The 13,873-nt window shown below is 61.8% G+C and carries 13 protein-coding genes; 7 read left to right on the top strand and 6 right to left on the bottom strand.

The window, feature by feature from the left end; translation table 11 throughout:
• Position 1 precedes the first annotated feature (1 nt).
• Complete coding sequence (locus ABID16_RS19815; RefSeq protein ID WP_354558092.1) at positions 2-967, bottom strand: VOC family protein; 966 nt, start codon at positions 965-967, stop codon at positions 2-4.
• Positions 964-1,698 (bottom strand): PIG-L deacetylase family protein, encoded by a 735-nt coding sequence (locus tag ABID16_RS19810; RefSeq protein ID WP_354558091.1) that lies wholly within the window; start codon positions 1,696-1,698, stop codon positions 964-966. The genes ABID16_RS19815 and ABID16_RS19810 overlap by 4 nt, the downstream gene beginning before the upstream one ends.
• Positions 1,699-1,858: 160 nt before the next feature.
• Between ABID16_RS19810 and ABID16_RS19805 the strand changes: the two genes are divergently transcribed.
• The 4 genes from ABID16_RS19805 to ABID16_RS19790 all read left to right on the top strand — a co-directional run bounded on the left by ABID16_RS19805 (position 1,859) and on the right by ABID16_RS19790 (position 5,848).
• A complete protein-coding gene (locus tag ABID16_RS19805; RefSeq protein ID WP_354558090.1) occupies positions 1,859-2,767 on the top strand; it encodes an NAD(P)-dependent oxidoreductase in 909 nt (302 codons plus the stop codon).
• Positions 2,757-3,917 (top strand): LysR family transcriptional regulator, encoded by a 1,161-nt coding sequence (locus tag ABID16_RS19800; protein WP_354558089.1) that lies wholly within the window; start codon positions 2,757-2,759, stop codon positions 3,915-3,917. The genes ABID16_RS19805 and ABID16_RS19800 overlap by 11 nt, the downstream gene beginning before the upstream one ends.
• Before the next feature lie 99 nt (positions 3,918-4,016).
• The gene (locus ABID16_RS19795) at positions 4,017-4,733 is read left to right on the top strand and encodes a GntR family transcriptional regulator (protein WP_435532453.1); all 717 of its coding nucleotides are present in this window, start codon (positions 4,017-4,019) and stop codon (positions 4,731-4,733) included.
• 179 nt (positions 4,734-4,912) lie between these two features.
• Entirely contained in the window at positions 4,913-5,848 is a 936-nt protein-coding gene (locus ABID16_RS19790) for a dihydrodipicolinate synthase family protein (protein ID WP_354558087.1), read from the top strand.
• A gap of 130 nt (positions 5,849-5,978) precedes the next feature.
• Here ABID16_RS19790 and ABID16_RS19785 read toward each other — a convergent pair whose 3' ends face one another.
• From ABID16_RS19785 to ABID16_RS19770, 4 genes are all read right to left on the bottom strand, one after another.
• Positions 5,979-6,767, bottom strand: a complete 789-nt coding sequence (locus tag ABID16_RS19785) for an SDR family oxidoreductase (protein ID WP_354558086.1) — start codon at positions 6,765-6,767, stop codon at positions 5,979-5,981.
• Between the two features lie 14 nt (positions 6,768-6,781).
• Positions 6,782-8,275: a sugar ABC transporter ATP-binding protein gene (locus tag ABID16_RS19780; RefSeq protein ID WP_354558085.1), complete on the bottom strand. Its 1,494-nt coding sequence runs from the start codon at positions 8,273-8,275 to the stop codon at positions 6,782-6,784.
• Between the two features lie 22 nt (positions 8,276-8,297).
• Positions 8,298-9,233, bottom strand: coding sequence for a substrate-binding domain-containing protein (locus ABID16_RS19775; protein WP_354558084.1), 936 nt, complete (start codon positions 9,231-9,233; stop codon positions 8,298-8,300).
• Positions 9,234-9,352: 119 nt separating this feature from the next.
• Positions 9,353-10,327, bottom strand: coding sequence for an ABC transporter permease (locus ABID16_RS19770; protein ID WP_354558083.1), 975 nt, complete (start codon positions 10,325-10,327; stop codon positions 9,353-9,355).
• A 205-nt stretch (positions 10,328-10,532) separates the two neighbouring features.
• Between ABID16_RS19770 and ABID16_RS19765 the strand changes: the two genes are divergently transcribed.
• The 3 genes from ABID16_RS19765 to ABID16_RS19755 all read left to right on the top strand — a co-directional run bounded on the left by ABID16_RS19765 (position 10,533) and on the right by ABID16_RS19755 (position 13,858).
• Positions 10,533-11,348: a transketolase gene (locus tag ABID16_RS19765; RefSeq protein WP_354558082.1), complete on the top strand. Its 816-nt coding sequence runs from the start codon at positions 10,533-10,535 to the stop codon at positions 11,346-11,348.
• Positions 11,348-12,316 carry a transketolase family protein gene (locus tag ABID16_RS19760; RefSeq protein ID WP_354558081.1) on the top strand — a complete coding sequence of 323 codons (969 nt, stop codon included), beginning with the start codon at positions 11,348-11,350 and terminating at the stop codon, positions 12,314-12,316. The genes ABID16_RS19765 and ABID16_RS19760 overlap by 1 nt, the downstream gene beginning before the upstream one ends.
• A 72-nt stretch (positions 12,317-12,388) precedes the next feature.
• Positions 12,389-13,858 carry an FGGY family carbohydrate kinase gene (locus tag ABID16_RS19755; protein WP_354558080.1) on the top strand — a complete coding sequence of 490 codons (1,470 nt, stop codon included), beginning with the start codon at positions 12,389-12,391 and terminating at the stop codon, positions 13,856-13,858.
• Positions 13,859-13,873 lie beyond the last annotated feature (15 nt).

Here is a 13,873-nt window from a genome sequence, read left to right as displayed (position 1 = left end):
GTCAATGATCCTTCTTCACCACCGGCGGCGTGCCGTGGGTGTGGAAGGTCTCGATGGTCTTCAGGCCCCAGGCTTGGCCCTTCTTGCGCTCGGTCTCGGTCCAGCAGACGGGCTTCCAGTCGGGCGCGAGAATGAGGCGCGCGCCGGAATTGGCAAGTTCCACACGATTGCCCGCCGGCTCCCAGACATAGAGGAAGAATGTGCCCTGGATCGCATGCTTGTGCGGGCCGGTTTCGATATGGACGCCGTTTTCCAGGAAGATGTCAGCGGCGCGCAGGATGTCCTCGCGCGTGTCGGTCGCATAGGTCACATGGTGCAGCCGGCCCGACGCCCCGCCATGTTCCTCCGTGCAGGCGAGATCATAGGTCTTGTTGTTGATCGTGAACCAGCAGCCGCCGATCCGGCCATTGTCGAGCTGGATATATTCCGTCACCCGCGAGCCCAGACAGGTAATCATGAAGTCGCGGAACTTGCTGACGTCCTCGGCCAGCAGGTTCAGATGGTCCAGCCGGCGCGGATTGGCGCCGCGCCCGTGATAGCGCTGCGCGATGTTCTTCAGCGCCGGCCGCTCGCCCTCGGGCGCTTCGTAGCGCACCGTGTCCCAATAGATCTCGAAGACATGGCCGAAAGGGTCTTCGAAGCGGAAGGCGCGGCCGTGCCCCCTGTCGCCTTCGACCCAGCCGAGCACCTTGTAGCCGCTCGCCTCAATCGCCTTCACCCGCCGCTCCAGCGCTTCCGGCGAAGAGGCGCGATAGGCGATATGGCCGACGCCGGTCGTGTGATGGCGGGTGAGCTTCAGCGTATGGAACTCATAGTCGTCATAGGCGCGGAGATAAGCCGATGTCTCATTCTGACTAGACACGGTTAGTCCATAGACATTGACGAAGAAGGCGAGGCTTTCCTCGAACTTGTCCGTATACATCTCGACATGGGCGAGATGGGCGATATCGAAACAGGGTTCGGTCATAGCGTGTCCACCGTGCGTGGGAAAACGGATTGAAAGCCTTCGGCATATTGCGCGGCGCGCCCACCCGACTGGCCGCCGGAATTGCGCTGGAAATGGTTGGCGCGGTTCTGCGCGACCCGGGTGTAGAAATCCCAGAGGTGCTCCTGCCCTTCCATGCATTCGATCGCCGCGCGCTTCCTGTCCCAGACGGGCGTGATGTCGAGGAAGACATCGGGCTTCCAGCCCATCTGCTCCGTCTGATGTGGCTCGAACAGATAGAGCTGCGGCGCGCCCAGCACCTTTTCGCCCGGCTTGTGACCCCAGGCCTGCGCGATCATCCGCGCCTCCAGTGCCACCTGCGTGGCGTACATATGGTCGGTATTGTATGGATCGTATTGCGAATGGCTCATCATGAAAGCCGGCTGTACGGCCCGGATGACATCGACAAGGCGGAATTTGTCGTCGTCGGTGGGGCGCAACGGATAGTCGCCCAGATCGAACGAGATCAGGTCATGCACACCGAGCGCGACTGCCGCCTTCTCTGCCTCGGCGCGCCGCGCCGCCTTGACGCCTTCAAGCGTCATGTCCTTCTGCTTCCAGAGCTTGGCGGATTCGCCGCGCTCCCCAAAGGAGAGGCAGACCACCGTCACCTCGTAGCCCTGCGCCGCATGAAGCGCGATCGCGCCGCCACAGCGCCAGACGAAATCGGCTGCATGCGCGCTAATGACCAGCGCGGATTTCTTCTCTGCCATCATGTCCTCCCAGGACGATATCCTGAAGGCAATGTCTGCCCGAAAGCGGCATTTGCCAATTCCAAAGGGCGTCAGCATCCATAAGTTTTTGCTATAGGCTCTGGATTTGCAACGTGAAGCGGCGCATGTTTTCCTCTCGGGAATGAGTGGCGGAGGAGACATGCAGACCAACAGCTTCAAGCTCGCCGTCATCGGCTTTGGTGAGGCCGGCCGCGCTTTCGCTTCCGGGTGGGTAAGGCCGGAAGGCACCGAGATATCGGCCTACGATCTGAAGGCTGCGGATATGACCACCCGCGCTTCCTTCGAGATTGCGGCCGGTGCGGCAGAGGTAACGCTGACCGCCTCCAACAGCGATGCCGTCGAGCACGCCGATGCTATCTTCAGCCTTGTCACCGCCGACCGCGCACACGAGGCTGCGAGCGAGAGTGCGACGCATATCAAACCGGGCGCCTTCTTCTTTGATTGTAATTCCTGCTCGCCCGCCACCAAGACGAGGTCGGCGCAGGTGATTGAAAAAGCCGGCGGACGCTATGTCGATGTTGCCGTCATGGCCCCGGTTCATGCCAAACGGCATGAGACGGCGATCCTGTTGAGCGGGCCAGAGGCGCAATCCGCGCTCCCTCTCCTCACCAGCCTTGGAATGCTGCCGCGCTTGGCGGGGATGCGCGTCGGCGAGGCATCGGCGATCAAGATGCTACGCTCGGTGATGATCAAGGGGCTGGAGGCGCTGACGGCGGAAGCGATGCTTGCCGCGCGCAGGGCCGGCGTTGAGGCTGCGGTCATCGCCTCGCTGCAAGCTTCCGATCCGGGCATCGATTGGGAGACGCGCAGCGCCTACAATCTTGAACGCATGATGGTGCACGGCGAGCGCCGCGCCGCAGAAATGCGCGAAGTGGCCGCAACGCTGCGTGAACTTGGCCTGCCGGATCGCATGTCGAGCGCCATCGTTGACTGGCAGGCCGAGATTGCCGCGTTGAAGCTCGAAGGGGGTGAAGCATCTTTGGCCTCAAGGGTCGACCGCATTCTCGACGCGCTGAGCCCGCCGGCACAGGATCGAGATGCGTCATAATCTCAGGCATTTGCGCGTATTCCTGGCGGTCGCTGAGGCAGGGTCTGTCACGCGTGCGGCTGCATCCGCCCATTTATCGCAGCCCGCAGTCACGCAAGCCATTTCCAAGCTGGAGGCCGCCCTCGGCGTGGCGCTCTTTGATCGGTCTCCCCACGGCCTGTTCCCCACGCCGGCAGGAGAAACCTTCCGCCTGCGTGTACAGCGAGCCTTTGCCTTGCTGGATCGCGTTGTCGCCGAGATTGCGCCACGGCTGCAGTTGACGATCACTGCAGCACAGACTGAAGCGCTGATCGCCGTCAGCGATGCGGAGAATTTCACCCTGGCAGCCAAAAGGCTGGGACTGGCGCAACCCACCGTTCATCGCGCCATTACGCAGCTGGAACAGGACGCCCAGCGCAAGCTATTCGAACGAACAGCCCTTGGAACAGTCGCGACGCGGCTTGGCCACAGCCTTGCACAGGCCGCGCGTCTGGCTCTGGCCGAACTGTCGCAAGCTGAAGCGGAACTCGCGGAACTGCGCTCCGAGTCCGCCGGAAAGATCGTGATCGGCGCGATGCCGCTCTCGCGCTCGCACATCCTGCCCACGGCAATCGTAAAATTCCAACAGGAACGACAAGGTCAGACAATCCTGATCACGGAAGGCCCCTATGCGGAGCTTCTGTCCGGCCTTCGGCGTGGCGAAATCGATTTCCTCATCGGGGCGCTGCGGTATCCCGTGCCCATTGATGACGTCGAACAGAGAGAGCTATTCCAGGATACGGCCGTGATGATCGGACGTCCCGGCCACCCGATCTTCGGCAAGGGCCAAGCCGATCTGGCGCAGCTGGCGCAATATCCCTGGGTTGTCAGCCCCCCGGCAACGCCGATCCGGAACCACTTCGACCGGCTGTTCGGCGAACAGGGTCTGGTGCCGAGGCAACTGGTGGAGGCTGGGTCGCTGATCCTGATGCGCGAAATCCTGAACGAGACGGACTATCTGGGTTTTGCTTCCGGCGGGCAGGTCCGCGCGGAGATAGCGCGAGGACTCCTCCGGCGGATTGATTTTGACCTCACCGCCACGCGACGTCCGATCGGATTGACAACACGAAGCGGTTGGCTGCCGACACCCGCGCAGCGTCTTCTGATTCAGACGATCGAGAATGCCGCTTAGAGCCGTTGTTTTCATATTGTCGACATAAAATATACTGTTTGCAGCACGCCTCGTATTTCGCTACTTGTTTGCATTAGAAGCATGCAAACAACCGACGGGATGAGAGGCTTGAGCGTGGAAGAGGCAGAGAAGGTCACTCACCGGCGAGGCTATGGCGTCTCCACGGTCTACGAAACGCTGCGCAACGAGATCATCGAACTGAAGCTCGCACCGGGCAGCCCGATCGATGAGCAGCAGCTGTCTGACCGCTTTTCGCTTTCCCGCACGCCGATCCGCGAAGCGCTGGTGCGTCTGTCTGCCGACGGGCTCATCACCACGCTGACCAACCGCGCAACGATCGTTTCCAATATCGACTTTCTGGGCCTTTCCGAGTTTTTTGACGCGCTGACACTGATGTATCGCGTGACGACGCGACTGGGTGCACTCAACAGAACGACTGACGATATTGCCAGAATCCGGGACCTGCAGAAAGACTTCGCGCTAACCGTGGCCGAACGCGACGTGCTGGGCATGATCTCGACCAATCGCGACTTCCATGTGGCCATCGCCGCGGCAGGCAAGAACCGCTATTATGTGGATCTATTTACGCGGCTTCTCGACGAGGGTCGGCGCATTCTGCGGCTCTACTACTCGTCCTTCAACGACGTTCTGCCGCGCCAATATGTCAGCGAGCACGAGGATATGATCCAGGCGATCATCAATCGCGACGCCGAAACGGCGGATCGTCTGGCCACCGCTCACGCCGACCAGATCGTGCGGCAGATCCGCTCCTACATCGCCAGCGATGGTCGGCAGAGCACGGATATGAAGATTTAACCCGAAAGCAAGCGCCTGCGGGATCGCGCAAGTAGCTCCGGACAGCGTTTCCGGCACCGCCCTTTCAATCTTTGTGCCGTTGTATTTTATTTGTCGACAAAATCGCAGCGACCTGCTAGATACGAGAAAACTCGACGGACCGACCGGAAGCCGGCCGGCGTAATCCAAAGGAACCCGACATGACCACATCCGTATTCAAGGGCTGCATCCCGGCACTCATGACGCCCTGCAATCCCGACCGCACGCCGAACTTTGACGCGCTGGTGCGCAAGGGCCGCGAACTGATGGAGCTCGGCATGTCCGGCGTGGTCTATTGCGGCTCGATGGGCGACTGGCCGTTGCTGACGGATGCCGAGCGCCAGGAAGGCGTGCGACGTTTGGTCGAAGCCGGCATCCCCGTGGTCGTCGGCACCGGCGCTGTCAACACGAAAGCGGCCGCGGCGCATGCGGCACATGCGGCATCCGTCGGCGCAGCCGGCCTCATGGTCATCCCCCGCGTTCTGTCGCGCGGCACCTCGGTCAGCGCGCAGAAGCATCATTTCTCGGCAATCCTGGAAGCCGCCAACGGCCTTCCCGCCGTCATCTATAACAGCCCCTATTATGGCTTTGCCACACGCGCGGACCTGTTCTTCGAACTGCGCGCCAAGTATTCGAACCTCGTCGGCTTCAAAGAATTTGGCGGCAAGGCTGACATGACCTACGCAGCCGAGCACATCACGTCCGGCGATGACAGCCTCACGCTCATGGTCGGCGTCGACACCGGCGTCTACCACGGCTTCGTCAATTGCGGCGCCGGCGGCGCGATCACCGGGGTCGGCAATGCACTGCCGAAGGAAGTTCTGCACCTGGTCGATCTCTGCGAAAAGGCTGCGGCCGGCGACGCCAAGGCCCGCGCTGAAGCCCGCGAACTGGAAGAGGCGCTGATGGTGCTCTCGACCTATGACGAAGGCGCCGATCTGGTCCTGCACTACAAGTACATGATGGTGCTGAACGGCGACAAGGAATACGAGTTGCACTTCAACGAAACAGACAAGCTCAGCGCCTCGCAGCAGCGCCAGATCGAAAACCAGTACAAGCTGTTCAAGACCTGGTACCAGAACCGCTACGGCGCGTAATCTGCCCGCCTCGACAAATTGAGAGCCCGTCAGGTCCAGACCAGACCTGACGGGCTTTTGATTTTTATTTGGCTTGCCTGCCGAAGGGATCCCGAAGCAAGCTTTCGTGTGACGGCCTCTGCCTTTCACATCACCAGCAGCAGAAGCCGCCATCGACAAGAAGATCGACACCCGTCACGAAGCTCGCGGCGTCCGACAGCAGGAACACGGCGGGGCCGACCATCTCATCGACAGTCGCCATGCGCTGCATCGGCGTCTGCTCTTCGAAGAGCTTGGTCTGGTGAACCATTTCCGGCCGCGTGTTCATCGGCGTTGCCGTGTAGCCGGGGCTGATCGTGTTGACGCGCACACCGCGCGTGACCCATTCCATTGCCATCGACTTCGTCATGTGAATGACGCCGGCCTTCGACGCATTGTAGTGGCACTGGTTGAGGCCGCGATTGACGATCACACCGGACATCGAGGCGATGTTGACGATCGCGCCGCGACCGTGCTTCAGCATGGCGCGGGCTTCCGCCTGGCAGGACAGGAAGACACCCTTGAGGTTGATGTCCATCATCGTCTGGAACTGGCTCTCTTCCATCTCCTCCGCCGGATTGGCATTGGCGATGCCGGCGGCGTTGACGGCAAGCGACAGCGCGCCAAGCTCCTTCTCCGTGCGCGCAACAGCCTCATTGAGCGCCGCTCCGCTCGTCACGTCGGCGGCGATGCTGATGCTGCGGCGGCCGGCCTTCGCGATGAAGTCGGCGGTTACGGAGAGACCGTCATCGGTGCGGCGGTCGAGCAGCGCGACGTCCGCGCCGCACTGGGCAAGGCCCATGGCAATACGCTGGCCGATGCCGCTGCCGGCGCCCGTGACCAGCGCAATCTGGCCGGAGAGATCGAAAAGCTTCGGAGCGTTGAGCTTGATGTCAGACATGTTTTACCTGTTTTTCAAAGTGTCGCGAGTTCCATCACGGAGACGTCGTTGGCCTCCGAGCGATCCAGTATGCCGGCCTGTTTGCCCTGCGCCATGACCATGATGCGGTTGGAGACGCCAAGAACCTCTTCGAGGTCGGAGCTGACAACGATCACCGCAAGGCCTTCGCGCGCAAGATCCATGATGGTGTCATAGATGGATGAGCGCGCGCCGACATCGATGCCGCGCGTCGGCTCGTCCAGAACGACGACCCGCGGCTTGCGTGCCAGCCACTTGGCCAACACGACCTTCTGCTGGTTGCCGCCGGAGAGCTCGCCGGCATTCTGGCTGCCCCGGCCCTTGACGCCGAATTTGGAGATATAGCGGTCGGCAAACTGATGCAGCTTGCGCGAAGAGATGAAGCCGCCCGCCGAGATTTCCTTCAGGTTCGCATAGCCGATATTCTCGGCGATGGGATGATCCAGCACCACGCCCTGAAGCTTGCGATCTTCCGGCACCAACACCATACCGTTGCGGATGGCGTCCGCCGGCGAGCGCGGTGTCACGGTCTTGCCTTCGAGAACCACTTCGCCTGCCGATATCGGGTCTGCGCCGGTCAGCGCGCGAACGAGTTCCGTGCGGCCCGCGCCCACGAGCCCGGCAATACCGAACACCTCGCCCTTGCGAACGGAGAAATTGACGTCGCGGAAGCTGCCGCGCGGCGAGGCAAGCCCCTTGACCTCTAGCATGACGTGATCGGACGGTGCCGGCACCGCCGGGAACATGCGCTCCAGCGAACGGCCGACCATGGCCTCGACGATGGAGCGTATGGGGACGTCGCCGCTGTCGAATTCCTGCACCTTCGCCCCGTCGCGCATGACCACGATGCGGTCGGCGATCTGGCGGATCTCCTCGAGACGGTGGGAAATATAGATGATGCCGACGCCTTCCGATTTCAGGCGCTCGATCTGGCGGAAGAGCAATTGTGTCTCTTCACCGCCGAGCGCGGCTGTCGGCTCATCGAGAATGAGCAGCTTGGCATTGAGCGTCAGCGCCTTGGCAATCTCGATCAACTGCTGGTTTGCGGTCGACAGGCCTTCCACGATGCGCTTGGGAGAAATGTCGAGACCCAGACGCTGCAGCCCGGCCTGCGCGCGCTCTTCCATCGCCTTGCGGTCGATGCGACCGCCGGAGGTCAGGTAGCGGCCGACGAAGACGTTTTCGGCAATGGACAACTGCGGCAGGAGCTTGAGCTCCTGGTGGATCATGCCGACGCCGACATCCATGGCGGCGCGCGGATTGGCCGGGGCGTAAGCCGCCCCGAGCCATGTCATTTCGCCGGAACTGGGCTGGATGGCGCCGGAAATGATGTTCGACAGGGTCGATTTTCCAGCGCCGTTTTCACCGAGCAACGCCACGACTTCCCCTGCCCGGACGTCGAGATCGACGCCGTGGAGCACTTCCAGAGGTCCGTAGGATTTGCGGATCTGGCGGAGCGACAGGATCGGAGCTTTATCCGTGGAAGTCATGGCATTCACGTCCTTGACGATATCAGGGGTGTTCGGCGACGAACTTCGCAGCGTTTTCCGGCGTCGTCAGGAAGCCCGGAAGAAGCTGTTCGGCGGGGAGCTTTTCGCCACCAGCGAGCTTGATCGCGCTGTCGACAGCCAGACGGCCTATGCCGCGAACCTGCTGCGTGGCCGTAGCGTCGAAGCCCTTCTGTGCCAGGATCGGCAAGGCGGTGGTGTCACCGTCGAAGCCGCCGACATAGATGCGCTGCGAAGCGCCCGAAACCTTGACCGCCTGAGCAGCACCCAGCGCCAGACCGTCGGCCTGTGCGAAGATCAGGGTCGTGTCCGGATGAGCCTGGAGAAGGTTCTGGCCGATGTTGAGGCCTTCAGCCTGCGACCACTGCTCGCTCCACTGCTCGGCAACCAGCTTCACGCCGGCATTTTCGCCGATCGCCTTGTTGCAGCCCTTGGTGCGCTCGACTTCCGGCGTCGTGCCCTTCTGACCATGGATCATGATCATGTTGCCCTTGCCGCCGGCAAGGCCGATGATGTGCTTGCAGACTTCATAGGCCGACGTGGCATTGTCGGTGGCGATGAACGTGTCGCCGGGGGCTTCAGGCGCATTGCGGTCGACGTTGACGACCGGGATGCCAGCCTGCTTGGCAAGACGGGTCGGAACGGCGGCAGCGGCAGCGCCGGCCGGGATGTAGATGAAGGCGTCGATGCCCTGCGTCAGCAGATCCTGAACCTGGCTGATCTGGGTGGCCGAGTCGTTCTTCGCGTCAACGGTGATGACCTGGATGCCCTTTTGCTTGGCATAGGCTTCAACGCCGATCTTGATCTGGTTGAAATAGTCGGCCTGCAGGTTGGAGACGGCGAGGCCGATCTTCTTCACATCCTTGGCGGATGCGTTGAGCGGGCTGAAGACAGTGCTGGCGAGTGCAGCAGCGACCACGAGTGCAGTCTTGAATTTCATGATTATACTCCTCCGTTATGATGTCAGGACCGGCGCCTTTCGCCTGTCCGTCGTTGAAACCGGGCCAAAGCCTGGCATTCCCCCGGCAATATTGCCGTCTGTTTTGGCACGCGGCCAAATCACCTGATTTTCTTGAAAGACTCCGCAGCCACCGCCAGCGCGATCACCACGCCGATCACGACGGCCTGGGTGAACGGCGAGACGCCGAGAAGGTTGAGACCGTTGCGGAGCACCCCGATGATGAGCACGCCGACCAGTGTTCCGAAAATGCCGCCCTTGCCGCCCGTGAGGCTCGTGCCGCCGATCACGACGGCCGCAATCGTGTCGAGTTCATAGCCAACGCCGGCAGTCGGCTGCACCGAGTCCAGACGCATCGCCAGAACGACGCCGGCGAGACCGGCCAGAAGGCCGGACACGACATAGACGCCGGTGGTGAAGAGATTGACATTGATGCCGGCCAGGCGCGCCACTTCCGGATTGCCGCCGATTGCGTAGAGCGAACGACCACCCGAGGTGTAACGCAGATAGATCCAGCCAAAGATGAAGACGACGATCATGATCGCGACCGTCAGCGTCAGGAAGCCGCCAAAGCGCGTATAGGCAAGAAGGCTGAACCAGCTGGGAAAGCCGACGATCTGCTGGCCATCGGTGATCATGTTGGCGACGCCACGCGCAGCCGACATCATCGCAAGCGTGGCAATGAAGGCCGGCACCCGGAAAACCGTGATCAGAAGCCCGGAGACTGCACCTGCAACCGCTGCGACAATGAGTGCGACGGCGATGCCCACGCCCATGGGGTAGCCGTGAACATTGGCTACATAGCCCATGACCATCATGGCAAGCGCCAGAACCGAACCAACAGCCAGATCGATACCGCCGATCAGGATAACCAGCGTCATGCCGACGGCCATGATACCCAGCACGCTGATCTGGTCGAGGATATTCAGAAGATTGCGCACCGACATGAATTTGTCCGTGGCAAAAGCGAGGAACACGCAAAGCAGGACAAGCCCTATCAGGGGACCTGTCGCCCCCCTCAATGCCGAAAAGACATTGAAGCCCGCCTTCGGCTGCTGATCTGCCGCTATGCTCATCCAATCCTCCCAGCCCGGCCAACCGACGTTGGCGAGCATGCATAAATATTCTTGACTGTGTGTAAATTCGTAACGGACGGATTGCCGGGCTGTCAACACCGAATTTGTGTTACCGCTAGCAAAAATTTCGCGGCACCCAGCTTGACATTTGGCCGTCAATGGCAAGATTATTAGTCAACGCATATTTATGCATATAGAGGATTTCATGCAAATCAGCGATCTGGAACGTATCGCCAGGCAGATCCGCATCCGCGATCTCCAGGCGGTCTATGAGGCGAAGGCCGGTCACATCGGCGGAGAGATGTCGGCCATCGACATCATGACCGCGCTCTATTTCAAGGTTCTGAAGATTTGGCCGGACGAGCCGAAACATCCGGACCGCGACCGCTTTGTGCTCTCGAAGGGTCACACAGCCTGCGCGCTCTATGTGACGCTCGCCAAGCGAGGCTTCCTGCCGGAAGAGGAAATCTCCACCTTCCTCAAGCCGCTGTCGCGCCTCAACGGTCACCCGAACTGCAACAAGGTTCCGGGCGTCGAGACCAATACTGGGCCGCTCGGCCATGGTCTGCCGGTTGCCGTCGGCATGGCGAAGGCTGCCAAGCTGACGGGCGCGTCCTATCACACCTACGTCATGACCGGCGACGGCGAGATGCAGGAAGGCTCGAACTGGGAGGCGATCTCTTCGGCGGCGCAGTTCCAGCTCGACAACCTGACGCTCATCATCGACCACAACCGCTTCCAGCAGGGTGCGGCGCTGAGCGACACGAACAACCTCGCCCCCTTCCGCTCGAAGCTGGAAGCCTTCGGCTGGGACGTCACCGAGATCGACGGCAATTCCATGGCCGAAGTCGTGCCGGCGCTGGAGCGCCGCAGCTCCAATGGCCGCCCGCATGGCATCGTCGCACATACCAACAAGGGTCAAGGCATCTCGTTCATGCAGGACAAGGTCGACTGGCACCACAAGGTCCCCAACGAAGAGCAATACAAAATTGCCATGGCCGAACTGACGGAGGCGCTGTGATGAACGCGATCGACACGAAACCGAAACTGCACGACTGCCGCGACGCTTTCGTCGCCGTGCTGGAGCGTCTCGGCGCGGAAAACAGCAAGGTCGTCGCCGTCTGCAACGACTCGGTCGGCTCCTCCAAGCTCGGCGGCTTCAAGGCAAAGTGGCCGGAGCGTCTGGTCAATGTCGGCATTGCCGAACAGAACATGGTTGGCGTGGGTGCTGGCCTTGCCAATGGCGGCCTGTTGCCATTCGTCTGCGGCGCATCCTGCTTCCTCACCGGCCGTTCGCTGGAACAGGTGAAAGCGGACATCGCCTATTCGAACGCCAACGTGAAGCTGGTCGGTATTTCCTCCGGCATGGCCTATGGCGAGCTTGGCCCGACGCATCACTCGATCGAGGATTTCGCCTGGACGCGCGTCCTGCCGAACCTGCCCGTTATCGCGCCCTGCGACTCCATTGAAACGGCAGCTGCCGTCGAATGGGCCGCCGCCTATCAGGGGCCTGTGTTCCTGCGCCTGTCGCGCGTTGGCGTTCCGGACCTGCTCCCGGCCGGCCATAAATTCGAACTGGGCAAGGCCAACCTGCTGCGCGACGGCGACGCCGTGACGCTGATCGCCAACGGCACGCTGACCCATCGCATGATGAAAGCCGCCGACATTCTCGCCTCTCAAGGGATCGAAGCCCGCGTGCTCAATATGGCGACCGTCCGTCCCATCGACGTCGAGGCCGTCGTGAAGGCCGCGACCGAAACCGGCGCGATCCTGACGGCGGAAGAGCATTCCGTCTATGGCGGTCTCGGCTCTGCAATTGCAGAAGTTGTTGTCGCTGAAGCGCCGGTTCCGATGAAGATCCTCGGCGTGCCCGGCATCTTCGCACCGACCGGCTCGGCCGAATTCCTGCTCGACGAGTTCGGCATGGCGCCGGCCGCCGTTGCGGAAGCGGCCATCGCGCTCATCGCACGGAAAAAGACTCGCGCCTGAGCGGCCGAGCCTTAAGCTGACGGCGCGGCAGCTTTGTTGCAGCGCCTTTTCCCAACCAAGCTCGAGATCGCCATGCAGACCGCCATCCTCGCCGTTGACCAGGGAACCACCAATTCCAAGGCCGTCCTTGTTTCCACGGTGGGCGAGGTTCTGGCACGCGGCTCATCGCCCGTCGGCATCGAGCATCCGCAGCCCGGCTGGGTGGAGCAGGACCCGTTGCGCATCTGGCAATCGGTTCTTGAAGCCATCCAGCGCTGCCTTGCGGCGGGTCCGGCCGTCGAGATTGCGGGCATCGCCATCTCCAATCAGCGCGAATCCGTGACCGTCTGGGATGCGAAGAGCGGCAAGCCACTCGGGCCCGTCGTCAGCTGGCAGTGCCGGCGAACGGCCCCCGATTGCGCGCGCCTCAACGCGGCTGGTCATGTGGCCCGCGTACAGGCGTTGACGGGCCTGCCGATTGATCCCATGTTTCCGGGTCCGAAGATGAAATGGCTGCTCGACCGCGTTCCGGCCGGCCATGACGTCCGCCTCGGCACCATCGATTCCTGGCTGATCCACTGTTTCACCGGCGGTGCGGTTCATGCCTGCGACGCGGCCAATGCAGCCCGCAGCCAGCTTTACGATCTGAAGGCGCAGCGCTGGAGCGAGGAGCTTTGCTCTCTCTTCGGTGTGCCGGCGAGCTTCCTGCCGGAGGTGCGTAACAGCAGCGACCGCTTCGGCGTGACGAAATCCGTGCCGGGCTTGCCCGATGGCATTCCGATTGCAGCCGCTATCGGCGACAGCCATGCGGCACTCTTCGGCCACGGCGCCTTCAATCCGGGCGACGGCAAGGTGACATTCGGCACCGGCTCCTCTGTGATGACCACGCTGCCGCATCACATTGAGCCGGACCATGGCATCACGACCACCATCGCCTGGGCGCTGAACGGCAAACCGACCTATGCCTTCGAGGGCAATATTCTCGTCTCAGCGGCGGCACTTCCATGGATGGTCGAAATCCTCGGCTTGCCAGACGTGCAAGCGCTGACAGATCTTGCCGCCACCGCCGAGCCGGACGGGCCCGGTTTCGTCCCGGCCTTTGTCGGCCTCGGCGCGCCGCACTGGCATTCTGATGCCCGCGCGCTGTTCTCCAACATCAATTTCAGCACCAGCCGAGCCCAGATGGCACGCGCGGTCACCGACTCCATGGCCTTTCAGGTTCATGACGTCTTCATGGCTATGGCCTCGATCTCGCCAGCCCCTTTCGGCAATCTCTATGTCGATGGCGGGCCGAGCAAGAATACGTTCCTGATGCAATGCGTGGCTGACGCGCTCGACCACACGGTCATCCAGTGCGATACCCCAGAAGCCTCTGCGCTCGGAGCCGCCTATCTGGCCGGCCTTTCGCTTGGCATCTGGCCCGATCTCGCAGCAATTTCAGCGCTCCCCCGGCCACGGGTGCCGCTGGCGCCCCACCCCTCGGATGTAAAATCCCGGTTGAATGTCTGGAATGACGCAATCTACCGCTCGACGGCTCCCTCCCTTCCCTCTAAGAGTGAATAAAAATTCACTCCGGAG

It is taken from the genome of Limnomicrobium aquaticum (assembly GCF_040545545.1).
In the GTDB taxonomy this organism is placed as follows: domain Bacteria; phylum Pseudomonadota; class Alphaproteobacteria; order Rhizobiales; family Rhizobiaceae; genus Ensifer_A; species Ensifer_A aquaticum.
The sequence above is the reverse complement of the archived record's forward strand: the minus strand, read 5'-3'. Positions and strand labels throughout refer to the sequence as shown.